The 22,756-nt window shown below is 73.0% G+C and carries 3 protein-coding genes (1 of these 3 running past the window's edge); all 3 read right to left on the reverse strand.

Features of this window, described 5'->3' with window-relative positions:
- Tightly spaced (each overlapping or abutting the next), the 3 genes in view from DMP23_RS19730 to DMP23_RS19740 form a layout consistent with a single transcriptional unit that may run on beyond the window.
- Window positions 1–8,652, reverse strand: coding sequence for an amino acid adenylation domain-containing protein (locus DMP23_RS19730; RefSeq protein WP_337822022.1), 8,652 nt, complete (start codon window positions 8,650–8,652; stop codon window positions 1–3).
- Window positions 8,649–21,872 carry a non-ribosomal peptide synthetase gene (locus DMP23_RS19735; RefSeq protein ID WP_337822023.1) on the reverse strand — a complete coding sequence of 4,408 codons (13,224 nt, stop codon included), beginning with the start codon at window positions 21,870–21,872 and terminating at the stop codon, window positions 8,649–8,651. The genes DMP23_RS19730 and DMP23_RS19735 overlap by 4 nt, the downstream gene beginning before the upstream one ends.
- Window positions 21,869–22,756: the 3' end of an amino acid adenylation domain-containing protein gene (locus DMP23_RS19740; RefSeq protein ID WP_337822024.1), read on the reverse strand. It continues 14,667 nt past the right edge of the window; the window shows 888 of its 15,555 coding nt (coding positions 14,668–15,555); its start codon lies beyond the right edge, outside the window; the stop codon is at window positions 21,869–21,871. The genes DMP23_RS19735 and DMP23_RS19740 overlap by 4 nt, the downstream gene beginning before the upstream one ends.

Here is a 22,756-nt window from a genome sequence, read left to right on the forward strand (position 1 = left end):
CTAATCATCTTTTCGCCCGGGAGAGGTCACCAACCGGTCAAGGTTGGCCGTCCAGGACCGCGTGATCCTGGCCACCAGCCCGGCCGGGACCGCCTCCGGCAGGTACGACCAGTGCGCGGTCAGCACCCCTTGCCCGACCGAGGCGTTGATCGACAACGCGTGCGTGGCGCGGGCTTCCGGGTCGACGTCGCCGCCGATGACGTTCTTGCCGGGCGCGACGAGCCAGTCCTCGTCCCGCGCCCGGCCGGGGTCGTTCTGTCCGATGTAGTTGAACAGCACCTCGGCCGAGGGGAGGTGCTCCCCCGCGCCGTAGCGCAACACCCCGTATCCGATTCCGTTGTCGGGCACGGCTTTCTGCTCGTCGGACAACCGGCGGGCAGCGGCGGCCAAGTCCTTGTCCAGCGCGACGCGCACCGGGTACAGCGACGTGAACCACCCCACTGTGCGGGACAGATCGGCGTCGCCGAGCAGGTTTTCCGCGCGTCCGTGGCTTTCGAGGTCGACTAGCAGCGCGTCGCCGCCCCGGTGTTCCGCGACCGCCGAAGCCAGCGCTGCCAGCAGGAGGTCCTGCACCCCGCAGCCGAGCGCCGCGGGCACCGGCCCGAGCAGCGCCTTCGTCGTCTCGGCGGACACGTGCACGACGTCGTCGCGGCCTCGCGAGATCGTGTCGCCGGGGCCGAGCGGCCGGGCGGCCACCGGCACCGTGCCCGAGATCCCTTGCCAGTACGGCAGTTCCGCGCTCCGGTCCAGTTCGGACAGCCGCAGCGCCCACTCGCGGAACGGAACCTCCACCGGCGGCAGGTCGAGCCCGCGGCCGAGGGCGGCGAGGTCTTCCGACAGCGCGCGCCACGACACCGCGTCGACCACCAGGTGGTGGATCATCAGCAGCAGGCGGCCCGGCCGGTCGCCCGCGTCGAACCACACCGCGCGGAGGACGTCGCCGGTGAACGGGTTCAGCTCGCGGACGGTGCGTTCGAACTCCGGGAACTCCGTGGTGAACAGGTCGTCGTCCGGGCGGTCGCCGAGGTCGACGCGGCGCAGCACCGGCTTGTTCGCTTCGCCGACGTGCACGGTCCAGTCTTCGCCGAGCCGTGCCCGCAGGATCGGGTGCCGGTCCTGCAGGGCGGTCAGCACCTCGCTGAGCCGGTCGAGGCCGGCTCCGGTCGGGACGCGCAGCACCGAATACTGGCTGAGCCTGCCGATCGGGCCGCCGCGCTCGCGCTGGGCGAGCATGATCGGCGTCGCCGGGAAGCTGCCCGTCGCCGGGACCGCGGTCCGCTGCGCGCCGCCGAGTCCGGTCGCGGCTTCGGCGAGCGCGGCCACGCTGCGGCGCTCGAAGACGGTGCGCGGGGTGATCCGCAGCCCGGCCGCGCGAGCCCTGCCGACGACCTGCATGGACAGGATGCTGTCGCCGCCCAGTGCGAAGAAGTCGTCCTCGACGCCTACTGACGGCAAGCCGAGCACCTCGGCGACGATCTCCGCCAGCACGTGCTCGCGCGGGGTGCGCGGAGCGGTTCCGCCGCTGAGTGCGGAAAGGTCGGGCGCGGCCCAGTCCGCGGTCGCCAGCGCGGCGCGGTCGACCTTGCCGTTCGGGGTGACCGGGAGCGCTTCGAGCAGCACCACCGCCGAGGGCACCAGGAAGTCCGGCAACGAAGCGGCGAGCGCGGTACGGAGCGCCGGTCCGTCCACTGTGGACTCGTCGGCGACGGCGTAGCCGATCAAGCGGTCGTCGCGGACGACGACGACCGCGTCCGAGACCGCCGGATGCGCGGACAGCCGGGCCTCGATCTCGCCCGGTTCGACGCGGTGGCCGCGGACCTTGACCTGGTCGTCGGCGCGGCCGCGGAATTCGAGGCGGCCGTCCTCGGTCCAGCGGGCGAGGTCGCCAGTGCGGTACATCCGGCCGCTGTCGAACGGGTCGGCGACGAACCGGGTCGCGGTAAGACCGGGCGCGCCGAGGTATCCGCGGGCCAGCTGGGCACCGCTGAGGTAGAGCTCGCCGACAACGCCGGGCGCGACCGGACGAAGCGCGTCGTCCAGCACGCGAAGTCGGGTGTTGGCGACCGCGCGGCCGATCACCGGGCCTTCGGTGTCCCGCAACCGCGCGATGACAGTGTCCACTGTGCACTCAGTGGGACCGTAGAAGTTGTACGCCTCGGTTCCCGGCAGACTGCGCAGTTCGTTCCACAGTCCCGGCGGCACCGCTTCCCCGCCGACCCCGACCACAGCAAGCGGGCACTGTCCGTCGCGCACGAGCCCCGCTGCCGCCAGCTGGACGAAATGCGACGGGGTGACCTCGACGAAATCGATCCGCCGCTCGATCAGGAACCGGGCCAGCGCCTCGGCGTCGACCCGGACGTCCTCGGTGACGACGTGCAGTTCGTGGCCGCGCAGCAGGCCGAGCGAGGGCTGCCAGGAGGCGTCGAAGGAGAACGACCAGTTGTGCCCGATCCGCAGCCGCTCCCGCCCGGTTCGTTCCCGGGCGGGCCCGAAAACGTCGCGGTCGTGGCTGTGCGCCAGGTTGACGATGCCGCGGTGCGGGACGAGCACCCCCTTCGGCTTCCCGGTCGACCCGGAGGTGTAGATCAGGTGGACGGGGTGCTGCGGCCGCAGCGGCACGCGACGGTCGGCGTCGGTGACCGGGTCCGCGGCGAAAGCCGTGTCGTCGGGCCAGTCGTCGGCGAGCACGAGCAGCGGTTTCGCGTCGGCGAGGAGGTCCGCCGTCCGGTCTTCCGGCTGGGCGGGGTCGATCGGCAGGTACGCGGCCCCGGACTTGAGGACCGCCAGCAGCGCGACGAAGAACCGTTCCGTCCGGCGCAGGCGGATCGCGACGATTTCCTCCGGCCCGGCTCCCCGGGCGATGAGCGCACGGGCGAGGCGGTTGGCTCGCGCGTCCAGCTCACGGTAGGTCAGCGTCCGGTCTTCGCAGGCGAGCGCGACCGCGTCCGGGCCGCGGCGGACCTGGTCGTCGAACAGATCGACCACAGTGGACTCCGGTACCGGGAGAGCGGTCTCGTTCCGCTGGCGCAGCACCAGGTCCCGCTGCCGCCGCGAAAGCACTTCGAGCCGGCCGACCGGGGTGTCCTGCTGTTCGGGTACTCCGGCCAGCAAGTCCGCAAGGGACTGTCCCAGTTCGGCGATCCGTTCGGCGGTGAAAACGTCGGTGCGGTATTCGAGGATCAGTTCGAGCCGCGGGCCGGGCGCGGCGACGATCGTGAGCGGATAGTGCGTGGCGTCCTCGCCTTGGACGCCGGTGACCTGGACGCCTGCCTGCCGCTCGCTCTCGGCGAGCGCTTCGGCGTCCACCGGGTAGCTCTGGAAGACCAGCAGCGTGTCGAACAGTTCGCCGGACCCGGCTTGGCGCTGGATTTCGGCGAGGCTGAGGTACTGGTGGTCCAGCAGCGCGGCCTGCTCCCCCTGCACGCGCGCGAGCAGCGCGCCGAGCGTTTCGGCCGCCGCGGTGCGGACGCGGACCGGCAGGGTGTTGATGAACAGCCCGATCATCCGGTCGGCGCCGGGCAGGTCGGCGGGACGGCCGGAGACGGTCGCGCCGAACACGACGTCCCGGCGGCCGGTCAGCCCGCCCAGCAGCAGCGACCACACCGCCTGCACGACAGTGTTGAGCGTGACGCCGTTCTTCCGCGCCCACGCGGCGAGCCGGGTCGTGTGGTCCTCGGTCAGGCCGACCGAGAGTTTGTCGGGCAGGCTCTGGCCGCGGCCGACAAGCTCACCGCCGGGCGGGGCGAGCAGGCTCGTTCCGTCGAGTCCGGACAGCGCGTTCCGCCACGCCGCGCGGGCGGTTTCGCGGTCCTGGCGGCCGAGCCAGTCCAGGTAGTCGCGGTACGGCCGGGCTTTCGGCGGCTCGCCGGTGCGGTACAGCTCCAGCAGTTCCTGGCCGAGCAGCGGCGCGGACCAGCCGTCGAGGACGATGTGGTGGCTGGTGATCAGGAGCCGGTGGCCTCCGTCGCCGGTGTCGAAGAGCGTGAACCGGATGAGCGGCGGCTCGGCCAAGGCGAAGGGCCGCAACCGTTCCTCTGCGGCGACGGCCTCCGCGTCGGCCCCGGCGAGTTCCCGCCAGTCGAGGCCGGCCGAGCGCGGAACGACCTGCACGGCCCGGCCGGAGGCGAGGTAGCGGAAGCCCGCGCCGAGGTTCGGATGCCGTTCCAGCAGGCGCGCGGCGGCGGTGCGCAGCCTCCCCGGATCCGCGTCGCGCAGGTCCAGCATCTGCTGGGTGACGTAGACGTCGAGGCTGTCCTCGTCGAACGACGCGAGGAAGAGCATTCCTTCCTGCAGCGGCGAGAGCGGCCAGACGTCGGCCGCGTCGCCGATCTCGTCGACTTCGTCGAGAGTCAAGTCCAGCAACGGGAAATCCGCTGCGGAGACTCCGCCGATGCCGTCCGGGGTCAGCCGCTGGGCCAGTTCCGCGGCGGCGGCCATCCACTCGGCGCCGACGGCCTCGGCGTCCACTGTGCCGGGCAGGACGGCCAAACTCGCCTCCAGCCCGGCGGACGTCACCGAGCAGTTCACTTCCAGGGCGTGCGACGCCGGGGTTCCGGGATCGAGGTCGCCGCCCAGTCCGCCTTCCGGGCGCCAGTCGGCTTCCTCACCGGGCGCCTCGACGTCGAAGCGGCCGAGGTAGTTGAACAGCACCTCGGGATGCCCTTTCATGTCTCCGGTGAGGTACCGCAGCAACGCGTACCCGGCGGGAACCCGCAGCCGGGCGTCCTTGGCCTGCTTGAGCTGGCGCACGGGATCGGGGTCGGCGGTTATCCGCAGCGGCGCCGACGAGGTGAGCCAGCCGACCGTGCGCGACAGGTCGAGGTCTTCGTCGCGGCCGTGCCCTTCGGTTTCGATCAGCACCGAATCGGTGCCCCGCACGCGCGTCACGGCAGTGGCGAGGGTGCTGAGCAAGGCGTCTTGGATCCCGGCCCGGAACGACTTCGGGACGCCGGAAAGAAGCGTGTCGGTGATGTCGCGCGGAAGCGTCACACGGACCTCGCGGACGTCGCCGACGGTTCCGGTCACCGGAGTGGTGCTTCCCAGCACTTCGCGCCAGTACGGCAGATCCGCCCGCAGCTTTTCGATGCGCGGGGCCAGACTCGCCGCCCAAGCACGCAACGAAACGGGCACCGCGGGCAGTTCGCGACCGGCCGCGGCGGCGGCGAGGTCGTCGAACAGGATCCGCCAGGACACGCCGTCGATCACCGCGTGGTGGATCACCAGCAGCAACCGGCCCGGCGCGCCTTCGGGGCCGAACCACACTGCCCGGACCATGACCCCGGCGGCGGGATCCAAAGCGGCTTCGGCAGCCGTTGCTTCGCGGTGCAGCAGTTCCTGGTCCGGCACGCCTGGCACGCGCCGTACGGTGATCGCCGCGCCTGGCGGCGGGATGCGCAGCGTGGCGCCGAGGGTGGCCCGCAGCGCGCCGTGCCGGTCCAGCACCGTTCGCAGCACGCGGTTCAGCTCCGGCTCGGTCAGCCCGCGCGGGGTCCGCACGACGGCGGACTGGCTGAACCGCCGGGGCACGCCGCCGCGTTCGAGCAGGGCGGCGATCATCGGGATCTGCGCGACGACGCCGACGGCGGGCACTTCAGCCGGACCGGCGGCGGTCACCGGCTCGGCCAGTTCGGCGAGCGCCGCCACCGTCCTCGCCTCGAACACCTGCCGCGGGGTGATCCGCAGCCCGGCCTGCCGCGCCCGGCTCACCACCTGCAGCGACAGGATGCTGTCGCCGCCGAAGCCGAAGAAGTCGTCCGTCACGGAAATCGACGGCAGGCCCAGCACCGCGGCGAACGCGTCGGCCAGCGCCTTTTCCCCGGGCGTGCTCGGGGCGGCATCGCCGGTCAGCCCGCTCAGGTCCGGCGCGAACCCGCCGGCGGAGGCCAGTGCGCCGCGGTCCACCTTCGCGTTCACCGTCAGCGGCAGCCGGTCGAGCACTACGATCGCGGACGGCACCGAGTAGTCCGGCATCCGGGCCGCCAGCGCGGCACGCAGGTCCCCGGGCACCGGCTCGGCTCCGGGCTCAGCCGTCACGTAGGCGATCATGCGGCGGACGCCGGGCTGGTCCTCCCGGACGACGGCGACCGCCTCGGCGACTCCGGGCCGGTCGCACAGCGCCGTCTCGACTTCGCCGAGTTCGACGCGGAAACCCCGGATCTTCACCTGGTGGTCGACTCGGCCGAGGAAGTCGAGAGCGCCGTCGGCGGTCCAGCGGACGAGGTCGCCGGTGCGGTACATCCGTTCGCCGGGAGCGCCGAACGGGCAGGCCACGAACCGCGTGGAGGTCAGGCCGGGCAGGCCGAAGTAGCCGCGCGCCAGCCCTCCGGCGACGTACAGTTCGCCGGCCGTGCCCGGCGGCACCGGCCGCAGATCGGCGTCGAGGACGTAAGCCTGTTTGTTCGGGTCGGGCGGGCCGATCACCACGCGCTGTCCGGCCTCGCACCGCCAGAGCGTGGAGTTGACCGTGCATTCGGTGGGGCCGTAGGCGTTGAACATCCGGCGGCCGCGGCTCCAGCGGGCGACCAGTTCCGGGGTGAGCGCGTCGGTGCCCGCGATCAGCGTGACGCCTTCGGGCAGGTCGGACCCGGCGAGGGTGGCCAGTGCCGAGGGCGGCACGAACATGTGGGTCAGCCCTTGTGCGGCAACGAACTCCGCGAGAGGTTCGCCCAGGCGGCTTTCCTCCGGGACGACCACGGCGGTCGCGCCGGCGAGCAGTTGCGTGGACAGCTCGGCGAGCGAGACGTCGAAGCTGGGCGAGGCGAACAGCAGCACGCGGCTCCCGGGGCCGCTCCGGACCGAATCGGCGAACATCGCCACCAGGTCCGGCACCCCGCGGTGCGGCACCAGCACTCCCTTGGGTCGCCCGGTCGATCCCGAGGTGTAGATCAGGTACGCCGCGCTGTCCGGATGCGGCAGCGGAAGCTGCGCGGGCGGTTCGGGCAAGGCGCCGTCCAGCACGACGAGCGGGACGCCGTGCTCCGCCATCTTGTCCGCTGTGGACGGATCGGCGACGAGCAGCGCCGGGTGCGCGTCGGAGAGCATGTACGCGATCCGGTCGGCCGGATACTCCGGGTCCAGCGGCAGGTACGCCGCCCGGGCCAGCTGGACGCCCAGCATCGCGGTCAGGAACCCGAGCCCGCGGTTGATCGCCACGCCGACGACCTGCTCCGGCCCGGCGCCGCGTTCGATCAGGACCCCGGCGAGCCGGGCGGCCCGCTCGTGCAGTTCGCCGTAGCTGACCGCGACCCCGCCGTCCTCGACGGCGATCGCCTCCGGTCTCGCTTGCGCCTGCTGGACGAACAGGTCCACCAGCGACTCGCCCGCCCGCGGCAACGTCGCGGAGTTGAACTTGCGCAGCACCAGTTCCCGCTCGTCGGCGGTGGTCAGCTCGACCGATCCGATCCGCCGCTCGGGCGGCGCCGTGAGCAGCTCCCGCAGCAGAGCGGCCGCTCGCCGGACCAGTGTCGCGTCGACGAGATCTTCCCGGTACACCAGCGCGACGGCGAATTCGTCGCCAGGCAGCGCGACCGCGGTCAAGGGATAGTGCGTGACGCTTCGGGTTTCCTCGGCTCGCACCGCGAGCCCGGAAGCTTCGTCGGCAGCGCGGAGCGCCTCGGCGTCCGCAGGAGCGCTCTGGAACACGGTGAGCGTGTCGAACAGTTCGCTGTGCCCGGCTTCGCGCTGGATTTCGGCGAGCCCGAGGTACTGGTGGTCCAGCAGCGCGGCCTGCTCCGCTTGCACCCGGGCGACGAGACCGGCGAGCGTCTCCGCCGGGTCGAGCCGGACCCGGACCGGGAGCGTGTTGATGAACAGGCCGATCATCCGGTCGACGCCGGGCAGTTCGGCGGGCCTGCCGGACACGGTGGCGCCGAACACGACGTCCCGGCGGCCGGTGACCTTGCCGAGCACGACCGCCCACGCCGCTTGCAGGACGGTGTTGAGCGTGACGCGCTGTTCGCGGGCCCACGCCGCGAGCCGTTCAGTGTCCGTTGAGGACAGCCGGACTTCGTGCTCGCGCGGGAACTCCGCGGCGGGAGTGGCTCCGGGGGCGAGCAGCGTCGGATCGGCGAGCCCGGCCAGCGATTCGCGCCAAGCCGTGCGGGCCGCCTCGCGGTCTTGCCTGCCGAGCCAGGCCAGATAGTCCCGGTATTTCGGCGCGGGCGGCAGGTCTTCGCGGCCGTAGGCGGTGAACAGTTCCTCCCCCAGCAGCGGACCGGACCAGCCGTCGAGCAGCAGGTGGTGCGCGGTGATCACGAGCTTGTGGTGCTCGGGAGCCAGCCGCAGCAGCCGGAACCGGATCAGCGGCGGCTTCGCGAGGTCGAACCGGCTCGCCCGGTCGGCGTCCAGCAGCGCGGGCACGCCGGCCTCGGCGACGTCGTCTGCCTGCCACGGCACCGGCACAGCTTCGGGGATGAGCTGAACGGTCTCGCCGCTCTTGCGGGCCCGGAAGGCCGCGCGCAGGTTCGGATGCCGTTCCAGCACCACGGCCGCCGCCGCGCGCATCCGTTCGAGGTCGAGCGCCCCGCGCAGGTCGAACACCTGCTGGATGGTGTAGACGTCGGTGGCCGCGCTGTCCCAAGTGGACAGGAAGAGCAAGCCCTCCTGCAACGGGGACAGCGGCAGCACGTCCTGGACACCGCGGGCGGCACTCACGAAACGCTCCAATCACCCGAGAACTCGGCGAACTCGTCCTCGTCCAGTTCGATCAACGGTTCCGCCTCGGACGGCAGCGACTCCGCCGCGAGGTCGACGGATTCGGCGGCCTCCGCCAGCGCGGCCGCGGTGCGCAGCTCGAACACCTGCCGCGGGTTGATCTTCAACCCGTCCGGCCGCACCCGGCCGACCAGGTGCAGCGAGCGGATGCTGTCCCCGCCGAGCGCGAAGAAATCGTCGAACACCCCTACCCGGTCCAGCCCCAGTACTTCCGCCACGGCCGCGGCGAGCACGCGCTCGGTCTCGGTCCGCGGTCCGGCGGAACCGGTTTCGGCCTGACGGTCGGGTTCCGGCAGCGCGGCACGGTCCAGTTTCCCGTTGGGGGTCAACGGGAACGCGTCAAGCCACACGAACGCCGAGGGCACCAGCTGTTCCGGCAGGCTCTCGCGCGATTCGGCGCGAAGCTCGGCTCCGGGGCGCGGTGCACCGGTGAGGTAGCCGACCAGCCCGGTGTCTCGCACCGCGACCTCGGCCCCGGTGATCCCGGGCAGTGCCGAGAGCGCCGCCGCCACCTCGCTGGGTTCGATCCGCACGCCGCGGATCTTCACCTGGTCGTCGCCGCGGCCGAGGTATTCGAGAACGCCGTCGGCGCGGCGCCGGGCGAGATCTCCGGTGCGGTAGAGCCGGGTGCCGTCCGGCCCGGCGACGAACCGGGTCGCGGTGAGGCCGGGCCGCCGCAGGTAACCGTGAGCCAACTGGACGCCGGAGAGGTACAGCTCGCCGGCGCAGCCGCGCGGCACCGGCCGCAGCGCCGCGTCGAGAACGTGGGTGCCGGTGTTCCACACCGGATGCCCGAGCGGGACCGGCCCGCTGCCGTCCTCCCCCGCCGTGTCCCAGGCGGTGACGTCCACCGCGGCCTCGGTCGGCCCGTACAGGTTGTGCACCCTCGCCTCGGGCAGCACTTCCCGGGCGGCGAGCACCAGGTCGCCCGGCAGCGCTTCGCCGGAACAGAAGATCCGGCGCAGCGGCAGGTCCGCCGCCGACGGTTCGGCCAGGAACGGCCGCAGCATCGACGGGACGAAGTGGACGGTGTCGACGCGTTCCTCCCGGATCACCGCGGCCAGCCGCGCCGGGTCCTGATGCGCGTCCGGCGGCGCGATGACCAGCGTGCCCCCGGTGAGCAGCGGCAGGAACAGTTCCCACACCGAGACGTCGAAGGAGATCGGCGTCTTCTGCAGGGTCCGGGTCTCCGCGCCGAAGCCGTACTCGTCGGCCATCCACCGCAGCCGGTTGACGACGGCTCGGTGGTCCACCACCACGCCCTTGGGGCGGCCGGTAGAACCGGACGTGTAGATCACGTACGCGGGCGCGGTATCGGGGACCTTCACCAGCGGCCGCCGCTCGGCGCCCAGTTCGGGCAGAGCCGTGATCAGCGACGCCGGGACCGAGTCCGCAGCGAGGAACTCGCGGCGCGCGGGCGGGTAGCCGGGGTCGATCGGCACGTACGCGGCACCGCACCGGTGGACCGCGTGCAGCACCGCGACCAGCTCGATCGACCGGGGCAGGCTCACCCCGACGAGGTCGCCGGGACCGGCGTCGAGGCTCGCCGCGATCCGGGCGACCAGCTCGTCGAACTCCGCGTAGGTCAGCGACCGCCCGGCCGCGGCGACGGCCACCGCGTCCGGGGCGGCGGCGGCCCGCGCGGCGAACAGCTCCGGCAGGGTCGCCGGTTCCAGGGCGACCTCCGCGCCTCGCGGTTCCGCTTCGGCGGCAAGGGGAATCCGGCCGACGAGCACCGCCGGATCGGCCGTGATCGCGTCGAGGACGCCGGTGAGCCGCGCCAGGACGGCGTCGGCGTCGACCGCGCCGGGCCGGTGGTCCAGGCCGAGAACGAGCGCCTCCCCCGGTTCGACGACCAGGGCCAGCGGGTAGTGGGTGGCGTCCGTTCCCGCGACGGCCTCGACGCTCAGCCCGGCCGATTTCTCGGCTCCGGCGAGCCGCTCGTCGTCCACCGGGTAGCTCTCGAACACGACCAGGGTATCGAACAGTTCGCCGGTGCCGGCCCAGCGCTGGACAGCCGCGAGGCCGGCGTGCTGGTGGTCCAGCAGCCGGATCTGTTCCTCGTCCACCCGCCGCACCAGCGCGGCGAACGGCTCCGCGGCGAGCGTCCGGACCCGCATCGGGACCGTGTTGACGAACAGGCCGATCATCCGCTCCGCGCCCGGCAGGTCGGCGGGGCGGCCGTGCACGGTGACGCCGAAGACGACGTCCGTGCGCCCGGTGAGCTGGCCGAGGACCAGCGCCCAGGCGGTGTTGAGCAAGGTGCTGACCGTGACGCCGAGATCGCGGGCGACCGCGGTCACCTTCGCCGACAGTTCGGCGCCGAGAGCAGTGCTAGCCCGGTCGGGCCGGACAGTCTCGCGCGCGTCGGCTCCGGGCCGCAGGAGCGTCGGGCCGTCCAGGTCGGCCAGCGCGGTGCGCCACGCCTGCTCAGCGGCGGCTTCATCCCGTGCTGCCAGCCATTTCAGGTACTCGGCGTACGGCCGGACCGGAGGCAGCTCACGGGCCGCGTAGAGCGTGAACAGCTCCTCGGCGAGCAGCGGGCCGGACCAGCCGTCGGCCAGCACGTGGTGATGCGCCAGCAGCAGCCGGTGCCGGTCTTCGCCGAGCCGCCGCAGGCCGAGGCGGACCGCCGGGGCCTCAGCCAGGTCGAAGCGCCGGGTGGCGAACTCCGTCTCGTCCTCGACGAGTTCCCACGGCAGCTCCGCGTGCGCCGGGACCACCTGGACGGTGGCGCCCGAGCGCAGCTGCCGGAACGCGGCGCGGAGATTGGCGTGCCGGTCGAGCAGCGCCTGCCCGGCCGCGCGCATCCGCTCGGCGTCCAACGGCCCGGTCAGCTCGAAGGAATGGCAGACCGAGTAAACGTCCTCGCGGTCGAACGAAGCCTGGAACGCGATCCCTTCCTGCAGCGGCGAGAGCGGCAGGATGTCCGCCGCGGCGGCCAGTTCGTCCACATCGGACTGTGCGAGCGAGACCAGCGGGAAGTCCGACGGCGTGCGGAACGGTTCACCGGCCGCCTCGGCGAGTTCGGCCAGCGCCGCGCGCCAGAGGTCGCCGAGTTCGCGGATGTCCTCGGCGGCGAACACGTCGCGGACGTAGGCGAGGTCGCAGTGCAGCCGCGGGCCGTCGTCGTGGCGCACCGCGACGGCGTTGATCTCCAGCGGGTGGCTGACCGGGGTGGCCTGGTCCGCGCTGCTGTCCAGCTGCGCCGATTCCGGCGCCGGACGCCAGTATCCGGTCGCGCCCGGGCCGTCGAGGCGGCCGAGGTAGTTGAACAGCACTGTGCGGCCTTCGGCCGGGCCGCGGAAGGTGAGCGGTTCGGGCAGGGCGCGCAGCTGTTCCTTGACGGTTTTCAGCCAGGCGACGGCATCGCCGCCGGCCCCGCCGATCCGGGCCGGGTAGACCGTGGTGAACCAGCCGACGGTGCGCGACAGGTCGGTCCCGGGCACCAGGTGCTCGTCGCGGCCGTGGCCTTCGAGGTCGAGGACCAGGCCGCCGTCGTCCGGCAGGCCGCGTGCCGCCCGCCAGCGGGACACCGCGAGCGCCAGCCCGGTGAGCAGGACGTCCTGGACGCCCGCGTGCGCGGCGGCGGGGACGCTGGTCAGGAGCTTTTCGGTCAGGTCGGCCGGGATCTCGACGGCGTGTTCCTCGACCGTTTCCCGGGCGTGCACGCCCGGGATTTCCGTGCCCAGCGAACCGTTCCCGGCGAGGACTTCGGTCCAGTCGGCTGCCCATTCGCGTTCGCCGACCGCGTGCGCCCAGTCGTGGAACGACGTTTCCTCGGGCGCGATCCGGGCCTCGGCGAAGTCGTCCATCAGGATGCGCCAGGAGACGCCGTCGACGACGAGGTGGTGCGCGACGAGCAGCAGCAGGCCGCGATCGAACCACACCGCGCGCAGCATGACCCCGGCCTCGGGATCCAGCTCGCTGAGCGCGGTCTCGAACTCTTCGCGGACGGTGCCGGAGCCCCGCCGCAGGACGTCGGCCGCGGTGACGCTTCCCTCGGGCCGGATCCGGTAGACCCAGCCGGGCTCGAGCCGGGCGCGCAGGGCGTCGTGCGCGGCCAGGATCGCGTCCAGTTTCCCGGCGAGCTGAGCCTCGGTGAGGTCCGGCGGAGTGGTCAGCAGCATGGACTGGCTGAACCGGCGGGTGTCGCCGCCGAGGTCGCGCAGGGACGCCATGACTGGCAGCAGCGGGGCGATTCCGGTGCGAGTGCCGGTCTTGACCGCTTCGCTGTCGCGGCGGGCGAACGCGGCCAACGCCGCCGGGGTGCGGTGCTCGAAGATCTCGCGGGGGCTGAGCCGGTAACCCGCGCGGCGCAAGCGCGCGATGAGCTGCAGCGACGAAATGCTGTCGCCGCCGAGGCGGAAGAAGTCCGCGGACGCGCCCACGCTGCCGAGGCCCAGCACAGCGGCGAACTCTGTCGCGATGGCGGCCTCGACCGGGCTCGCCGGAAGGTCACCACTGTCCTGAGTGGACAGATCAGGGGCCGGAAGCGCCTTGCGGTCCAGTTTTCCGCTGGGCGTCAGCGGCAACGCGTCGAGCACCAGCACCACGGTGGGCACCAGCGCCGACGGCAGCCACTCGGCCAGCCGGGCGCGGAGTTCTTCGCCGTCGACAGTGCCGGTGACGTATCCGGTGAGCACCGGGTCGTGCACCGCGACAGCGGCGGATTCCACACCGTCGAGGTCGCGGAGCGCGTGCTCGATCTCGCCGGGTTCGATCCGCTGGCCGCGCAGCTTGACCTGGTCGTCGGTGCGGCCCAGGTAGGCGAGCGTGCCGTCCGGGTTCCAGCGGGCGAGGTCGCCGGTGCGGTACAAGCGCCCGGCGCCGAAGGGATTGGCGACGAAACGCGTCGCGGTGAGCCCGGGACGGCCCCGGTAACCCTCGCCGAGCTGCGCGCCGGCGAGGTACAGCTCCCCTGGCACGCCGGGGGCGACCGGCCGCAGCGCCGTGTCGAGCACGTAGGTCTGCGTGTTCCACACCGGACGGCCGATCGGGACCGGCCGGGCGCCGTCTTCGGCGGCGGTGTCCCAAGCGGTCACGTCGACCGCGGCTTCGGTCGGGCCGTAGAGGTTCCGCACGGAGACGCCGAGCACTTCCCGGGCCCGCAGCGCCAGATCGGCGGGCAGGGCCTCCCCGCTGCAGATGACCGTGCGGAGCCCGAGCCCGGCCGCTTCGGGAAGGAAAGCCGCCAGCATCGACGGGACGAAGTGGACAGTGTCGATGCGCTGTTCCCGGATGATCGCGGCCAGCTGCGCCGGATCGCGGTGCGCGTCCGGCGCGGCGACGACCAGCGTGCCGCCGGTGAGCAGCGGAAGGAACAGCTCCCACACCGAGACGTCGAACGACGCCGGGGTCTTCTGCAGAGTGCGTGTGCTGGAACCGAATCCGTACTCTTCGGCCATCCACAAGAGACGGTTGACGATCGCCGAGTGCGCGACCGCGACCCCCTTCGGCCGTCCGGTCGAGCCGGAGGTGTACAGCAGGTACGCGGTGTCCTCCGGCCGGACCAGCACCGGGGAGAACGGCGCCGAGTCCGCCTCGGACAGCCATTCCGGAGTGACGACCAGCGCGGGTTTGGCGTCCTCCAGCAGGAAATCGACGCGTTCGGCGGGCAGGTCCGGGTCGATCGGCAGATAGGCCGCGCCGCACGCCTGCACCGCGTGCAGGACCGCCACCAGATCGGCCGACCTCGGCAGCGAAACCGCGACCACGTCGCCAGGACCGGCTCGCAGGGCGCCGGCCAGTTCACGGACCCGGGCGGCGAACTCCCCGTACGTCCACTCGCGAGCGCCGTCGACCACGGCGATGGCGTCCGGAGTGCGCTCGGCCTGCGCTGCGAACAGGGCGGGCAGCGTCGTGCGCGGGACGTCGTGCGCGGTGTCGTTCCAGGTGTGCACGACGGTCTGGTGCTCGTCTTCGCTGAGGAAGCCGGTGGGGACGTCGCCGCCGCGGACGAACCACTCGGCCACCGCACGCAGCCGCGCGGCAAGACGGGTCACGTCCCGGCGGTGCCGCAGCGTCAGCACCGGGGTTTCGCCCGGCGCGACGAGCAGTGTGAGCGGGTAATGCGTGTCGTCCCGTTCGGCGAGCCCGGCGACGGTGAGGCCGGAGCGGCGTTCAGCGTCGGCGAGCGCGGCGTCGTCGACCGGGTAGCTCTCGAAGACCAGGAGGGTGTCGAACAGTTCGCCGGTGCCCGCGGCGCGCTGGATGTCGGCCAGTCCGGCGTGCTGGTGGTCCAGCAGCCGAGCCTGTTCTGCCTGCACCCGCGCCAGCAACGCGGCGACGGGCTCCCCGGCCCGCAGCCGGACGCGGACCGGGACCGTGTTGATGAACAGCCCGACCATGCGTTCGGCGCCGTCGAGGTCGGCGGGCCTGCCGTGCACGGTGGTGCCGAACACGACGTCGTCGCGGCCGGTCTCGGCGGAGAGGGTGAGCGCCCACAGGACCTGGACGACGGTGTTGAGCGTGGTGCCGTGTTTCCGGGCCAGCGCGGACAGCTCCGGCGGGAGGTCGACGGCGAGGTCCCGGGCGGGTCCTTCGGCCGTGCCGACCAGGGTCGGTCCGTCCACATCGGACAGCGCGGCCCGCCAGGCTTCCTCGGTGGCTTGCTGGTCCTGGCGGGCGAGCCAGTCGAGGTAGGCGGCGTAGTCCGCCGCCGGGGGCAGTGCCGCCGGGTCGCCGTCCGCCGCGTAGAGCAGGAACAGCTCGCGTCCGAACAGCGGACCGGACCAGCCGTCCATCAAGATGTGGTGGTGCGTGAGCACGAGCCGGTGGGTGCCGTCGGCGAACCGTACGCAGGCCGCGCGCATCAGCGGCGGTTTCGCGAGATCGAAGCCGGCGGCCCGGTCGTCTTCGAGCAGCTTCGCGAACTCCGTGCCGGTCAGCGCCAGCTCGCGCCACGGCAGCCCGGAGTGCGCGGGGAGGAACTGGACCGGCCGCGAGGTCTCGCTGAACGCGAATCCGGCCCGCAGGTTCGGGTAGCGCTCCAGCATCGCGTGCAGGCACCGGCGCAGCAGTCCCGCGTCGAGGTCGCCGGAGAGGGTGAAGACCTGCTGCACCAGGTAGCCGCCGGGCTCGATCTGGTCGAGGTAGAGCAGGCCCTCCTGCAACGGGGCCAGCGCGCGCGTCGGTCCGCTGGCGACGGCCGGAGTCTCGTCGGCGAGCGGCGTGGCCGCGGCGGCGAGTCCGGCGATCGTCTGGTGCTCGAACACCTGGCGCGCGGTGATCCGCCAGCCCGCCGAACGCAGCCGCGAGACGACCTGGATCGACGAGATGCTGTCGCCGCCGAGTGCGAAGAAGCCGGTGTCGACGTCGACCTCGCGCAGGCCGAGCACGTCGCCGAACGCGGTCGCGACGGCCCGCTCGGCTTCGGTCTCCGCGGCGCGGCCCGCGGTTTGCGGCGGGGCCGCCCAGTCCGCTGTGGACAGTGCGCGCCGGTCGATTTTCCCGCTGGCGTTCAGCGGAAGGCTGCTCAGCCCGACGATCGCGGACGGCACCAGGTAGTCCGGCAGCGTCGCGCCGAGCTTGCGGCGCAGCTCGACGCCGTCCAGACCGGCCGGGGCGACGTACCCGACCAGCCGCTGCGGCCCGCCGTCGGCACGGGCGACGGCGGCGGCCATGGAGACCTCCGGCAGGGCGGTCAAGGCGGCCTCGACCTCGGCCGGTTCGATGCGGAAGCCGCGGATCTTGAGCTGGGTGTCGGCTCGGCCCAGGAATTCGAGGTCGCCGTCCCCGGTCCAGCGGACGCGGTCGCCGGTGCGGTACATCCGCCCGCTGCCGAACGGATCGGCCACGAACCGTTCGGCCGTCGCTTCCGGTGCGTTCCAATAGCCGAGCGCGAGCGCGTCGCCGCCCACGTACAGCTCGCCTTGGTGCGCGGGCCGCAGCCAGTCGTCGAGCACGTACAACGTGCGCGCGGTGTCGGCGCGCCCGATCCGGACGCGTCCGGCGAAGGGCTCCGGACAGACCCAGATCGTGGCGTTGACGGTGGTTTCGGTGGGGCCGTAGGCATTGAACAGCTTCCGCCCGGGCGCCCAGCGGGCCACCAGGTCAGCGGGGACCTCGTCCGAGCCGACCACGATCGTCGTGGTCGCGGGCAGCGAACCGGCCGGGAGGGCTTCGAGCGCGGCGGGCGGGAGGTCGGCGTGCGTGAGGTCGTGGCGCCGGGCGAACTCGCCCAGCGCCGCGCCGAGCCGTTCGTCCTCCTCCGGAACGCACAACGTGCCGCCGGAAAGCACGGACATCGCCAGTTCTTCGAGATAGACGTCGAACGCGGGCGAGGTGAACTGCAGGACCCGCGCGCCCGGCCCGGCGCCGTAGGTGTGCACGGCGGTGTGGACCAGGCTCTCGATCCCGGCTTCGGAAACCAGCACGCCCTTGGGGCGGCCGGTCGAACCGGAGGTGTAGATCAGGTACGCGGCGGGCGCGGCGGGACAGGACTCGCCCAGCGTCCGCACGCCGTCGGCGGTGATCTCGGCGACCGGGCGCGCGTCGGAGACGATCTCGTCCCGGCGCGCGGCCGGGGCATCGGAGGCCAGCGGCAGGTAAGTGGCCCCGGTTTTGGCCACCGCCAGGAACGCCGTGACGGCGTCTACGCCGCGAGGCAGCTGCACGAGCACACGTTCGCCGGAACGCGCGCCGTGCGCATCGAGCCGCGTCGCCAGCGCGGAACTGCGCGCGTCCAGTTCGCGATAGGCCAGGCCGGAAACCGCTTCCGTGTCCGGGAAACGAGCCACGGCGGAGGCGAACAGCTCGGCGATCGACCGGTGCCCGGGAGCCGCCGCGCCGCGCCCGAAGCCGAGGAGGCGGTCGCGGTCGGCCGGGGCCAGCAGGTCGACGGACGTGATCGGGCGGTCCGGGTCGGCCGCGGCTTCGCCGAGCAGCCGGACGAGACCGTCGGCGAGGCGGCGCGCGGCGGCCGGGGTGAACAGGTCGGTGCGGTGCAGGACCGCGCCCGCCACCCGGTCGCCGAGGTCGGCGAACTCGAACTCGAGGTCGAATTTCGCCACCGGGAACGGGAACCGGTACGGCGTCAGGGTCAGCTCGCCGTGCTCTTCGGCCTCGGCGTCCACGTGCTGATAGGCGACGCCGGCCTGGAACAGCGGATGGTGCGCGGCGGAGCGTTGCGGGCGCAGCTGCTCGACAAGCCGGTCGAAGGGCAGATCCTGGTGTTCGAAGGCGGCCAGGTCCGTCTCGCGGACGCGGTCCAGCAGCGTGCGGAACGCCGGGCTGCCGTCGACGCGGGTGCGCAGCACGATCGTGTTGGTGAAGAACCCGACCAGCTCGTCCAGCGCGCTGTCGGAACGCCCGGCGACCTGGGTGCCGAGCGGGATGTCGTCGCCCGCGCCGCTGAGGTGCAGCAGCGCGGCGACGGCGGCCTGCGCCACCATGAACTGGGTGGTGCCGGTCTGGGCGGCCAGCTCCCGCAGGCGGGCGGTCACCTCGGCGGGCAGCTCGAACTCGGCCGCGCCGCCGTGCTGCCCGGCCACCGCGGGGCGCGGGAGGTCGGCGGGCAGGTCCAGCAGCTCCGGCAGCCCGGCCAGCTCTTTGAGCCAGAACTCGGCCGAAGGCTCGTTTTCCTGCTGCCACAACGCGAAGTCGGCGTACTGCACCGGCAGCGGCAGCCACTGCGGAGCGCTCCCGGCGAGCCGGGCCCGGTAAGCGGCGAACAGGTCGCGGCGCAGCGGGTGCGACGACCATTCGTCGCCCGCGATGTGGTGCAGCAGCAGGACCAGCACGTGGTCCTCGTCCCCGGTGCGCAGCAGCGCGGGGCGGATCGGCGCCTCGGCGGTCAGGTCGAACGGGTGCGCGATCAGCTCGGCGACCCGCTCGGCGAGGTCGGCTTCGGCGACGTCGGCGACCGGGCACGGAACCGGGCCCGGGTCGAGAATCCGTTGGCAGGGAACGCCGCCGCGATCCGGGTAGACCGTCCGCAGGATTTCGTGGCGTGCGGTGAGATCGGCGAACGCGGCTCGCAGCGCGTCGGCGTCGAGGGGGCCGCGGATCCGCCAGACCAGCGGCAGGTTGTACGTGGCGTTGGGGCCGTCGACGCGATGGAGGAACCACAGTTGCCGCTGCGACGCTGACAGCGGCAGGAATTCCGGCCGCGGCCCCGGGAGCAGCGGGGGCCGGGCGGTGCCGGCGTCGGCCAGTGCGGCGGCGAGCGCCGCCGGGGTCGGGTGCTCGAACACCGTGCGCGGCGACAATTCGACTCGCAGCGCGGATTTGAGCCCGGCGACGAGCTTGACGGCGAGCAGGGAATGGCCGCCGAGAGCGAAGAAATCCTCGTCGGCGAACACGCGCGGACGGCCCAGCACGGCGGCGAACCGCTCGGTGATCAGCTGTTCGGCCGCGGTCCGCGGTTCCCGGCGCACCCCTCCCGGCCCCCGCCCGGGCTCGGGCAGCGCGGCGATGTCGAGCTTGCCGTTCGCGGTCGCCGGCAAGGCGTCCAGCGCGACGATCGTCGCGGGCACGAGAGAGGACGGCAAGGCCCGGGCCAGCTCCGCGCGCACGGACGCGGGGTCGGCCGTTCCCGGGGTGAGGTACGCGGCCAGTTCGCCGGACCGGACCACCACCGCCGCGTCGCGGACGTCGGGCAGCGCGGTCAGCGCGTGCTCGATTTCGCCGGGTTCCACCCGCACGCCGCGGATTTTCACCTGCTGGTCGGTGCGGCCGAGATAGCCGAGGGTGCCGTCGGGGTTCCAGCGGGCCAGGTCGCCGGTGCGGTACAGGCGGCCGGGGCCGAAGGGGTTCGCGACGAACCGGCTCGCGGTCAGCCCGGGCGCGCCGAGGTAGCCGATGGCCAGCTGCGGGCCGGCGAGGTACAGCTCGCCGGGTTCGCCGGGCGCGACCGGGCGCAGGGCGGCGTCGAGGACGTAGGCGCGGGTGTTCCGGGCCGGCCGCCCGATCGGGACCGGACGGCTGCCGTCCTCGGCGGAGGTGTCCCACGCGACGAGGTCGACGGCCGTCTCGGTCGGGCCGTAGAGGTTGAGCAGCGTCGCGGCGGGCAGGATTTCGCGAGTGCGCAGCACGTGGCCGAGCTGCAACGCTTCGCCGCCGGCCGAAACCAGCCGCAGCGACGTCGCCGCGGCCGCGGCCGGTTCGGCGAGGAACGCGCCGAGCATCGACGGCACGAAGTTGACGACGGTGACGGCCTCGCGGGCGATGAGCCCGGCCAGATAAGCCGGGTCGCCGTGGCCGCCGGGCCGGGCGAGCACGACGGGCCGGCCCGAGTACACCGGCCAGAACATTTCGGTGAGGAAGACGTCGAACGAGACCGGGGCTTTGAACAGCATCCGGTCCGCCTCGCCCGGCCGCACGGCCGCGGCGAACCACGCCGTCTTGGCCGCGATCGCCTCGTGCGAAACGACTACGCCCTTGGGACGGCCGGTCGATCCGGACGTGTACAGCACGTACGCCGGGTGCGAGCCGGGGACCGCGGCGGTCCCGGCGACCGGTTCCGCGGATTCCGCCAGCAGCTCGGGGGTCACGACCAGCGCGGCCCCGGAATCCTCGACGAGATGACGGATCCGCTGTTCGGGCAGCCCCGGATCGACGGCGAGGAACACCGCGCCGAGCCGGTGCACCGCGAACAGGGCCGCGACCAGCTCCGGCGACCGGGGAACCGCGACCGCGACCCGGTCGCCCGGGCGGACCCCGCGAGCAGCCAGTATTCCGGCGTGCCGGGCGACCTGGCGGTCCAGCTCGGCGAACGTCCACCGGGTGTCCTCCGCGAGCACCGCGAGCGCGTCCGGAGACTGCCGCACGCGGTCCGCGAACTGTTCCGGGAGCGTCGTGACCGGCCCGGGGCGGGCCGTGTCGTTCCAGTCGCGGATTACCGTGCGGGCGACGTCTTCGGGCAGCAGCGGCAGTTGCCCGACCGGCCGCGCGGGGTCGTCGGCGAAGGCCAGCAAGGCGGTGACGACGCTGCGCAGCAGGTGATCCGCACGCTCCGCCGAAACCAGATCGGCGCGATGGGACAGGCCGATTTCGAGGCGGGGACCGGGAATCACCGTGAGGCCGACCGGGTAATGGGCCGCGTCGGCGGTCGTCACGGAGCGGACGTCGAGCCCGGCCTCGCGCTGGGTGCGGGCCAATTCGTCCTGGTCGACGGGGTAGCTCTCGAACACCAGGAGGCTGTCGAACAGGTCGCGGCCGCCGGCGAGCTGCTGGATCTCGGTGAGGCCGAGGTGCTGGTGCTCCAGCAGGTTCGCCTGCTCCGACTGGACCCGGCTCAGGAACGCGGCCGTGGTCTCGGCCGGGCGCGCGGTGATCCGCGCGGGCACGGTGTTGACGAACAGGCCGACCATCTCGTGCGCGCCGGGCAGATCGGCGGGCCTGCCGTGCACGGTGACGCCGAAGACGACGTCGCCGCGGCCGGTGGCCCGGCCCAGCACCAAGCCCCAGGCGGCCTGCATCAAGGTGTTGAGAGTGATGCCGCGCCGCCGGGCGAACGCGGTGAGCTTTCCGGTGTCCTCGGCGGACAGCCGGTGGCCGATCCGGTCCGGAATCGCGACGCCGGAACGGCTTCCTTCCGGCGCCAGCAATGTCGGACCGTCCACATCGGACAAAGCGGTGCGCCACGTGGCGCGGGCGGCGGACCGGTCCTGGGCGGTGAGCCAGCCGAGGTAGTCGCGGTACGGACGCACGCGCGGCAGCGCCGACGCGTCGCCCGCGGACGCGTAGAGGGCGAACAGGTCCCGGCCCAGCAGCGGACCCGACCAGCCGTCCATCAGCAGGTGGTGGTGGGTCAGCAGGAGGTGGTGCTCGTCGTCGCCGACGCGCACCAGGGTGAACCGGATCAGCGGCGGCTGTTCCGGGTCGAAGCGCCTCGCCCGGTCGGTCTCGGCGATCCGGCCGGCCTCGGCCCGGTCAGCCGCGACAACCTCGGCGAAGGGCACCTCGACCCGGCGCAGGACCAGTTGCACGGGGCGCTCGACGCCGGTCGCGGTGACCGCCACGCGCAGGTTCGCGTGCCGGTCCAGCAAGGCTTGCGCGGCCGCCCGCAGCCGGTCCGCGTCCACCGCTCCGCCCAGCTCGAAACGCAGCTGGACGGTGTAGACGTCGGGCTCCTCCCGGTCCAGGGAAGACAGGAAGAACAGGCCTTCCTGCAGCGGTGTGAGCGGGAGAACGTCCTCGAGTCCCCCGTGCGTCATGCCTTCCCCCATTTCGCTTCGAGCAGGTCGATCTGCTGCTGGCTCAGCGAAACCAGGCCGAAGTCGGACGAGGTGTGCCCGCCCGTGCCCGGTCCCGCGGTGTGGTCGGTGAGTGCGGCGAGCGCGTCGGCCCACGCGTCGGCGAGCGCCAGGACATCGGTCTCGGCGACCGCGCCCGGGGCGTAGGTCCAGTCGACGGTCAGCTCGGGCTGTCCGTCGTGCTCGGTGACCACAGCGGTGATTTCCAGGGCGTGCGCCATCGGCAGCTCCGGTTCGGTCGAGCCGTCGACGCCGGTGCTGCCCGGCGCCGGGGCCCACGGTTGCTCGGACTCCGGGACGGCGAACCGGCCGAGGTAGTTGAAGCCGATCCGCGGAGCGTCGAAGGCGGCGAGTTCGGCGCCGGCGGCAGGGTCGAGATAGCGCAGCACCCCGTACCCGAGCCCCTGCTCCCCCGGCACCTCGTGCAGCTGTTCCTTGACCGCCTTCAACGCGCGCCCGGCCGCGTCGCCACCGCGCAGCGCGTCGGCGACGTCGATACCGGTCAGCCGCAACCGGACCGGATAGGCGGTGGTGAACCAGCCGACGGTGGCCGACAGATCCGCGCCGTCGAGCAGCTCGGTGCGGCCGTGGCCTTCCAGCTGCAGCAGCAGTTCCCGCGGTCCGCGCTTCGCCGCGGCCAGGGCGAGCGCGGTGAGCAGGACGTCCTGGACGCCCGCGCGATAGGCCGCGGGGACGGTGGTCAGCAGCGGTTCGGTCTGCCCCGGCGGAAGGACCCGGCGGATCCGTTTCGCCGTGCCGACGCGGTCCAGCTCCGGATCGGGTTCGCCGAGACCCGGCTGGACCGGGGCGTCGGCGAGAGCCGCCCGCCAGTAGGGCAGTTCCGC

It is taken from the genome of Amycolatopsis sp. A1MSW2902 (assembly GCF_017312175.1).
Taxonomy (GTDB): domain Bacteria; phylum Actinomycetota; class Actinomycetes; order Mycobacteriales; family Pseudonocardiaceae; genus Amycolatopsis; species Amycolatopsis nivea.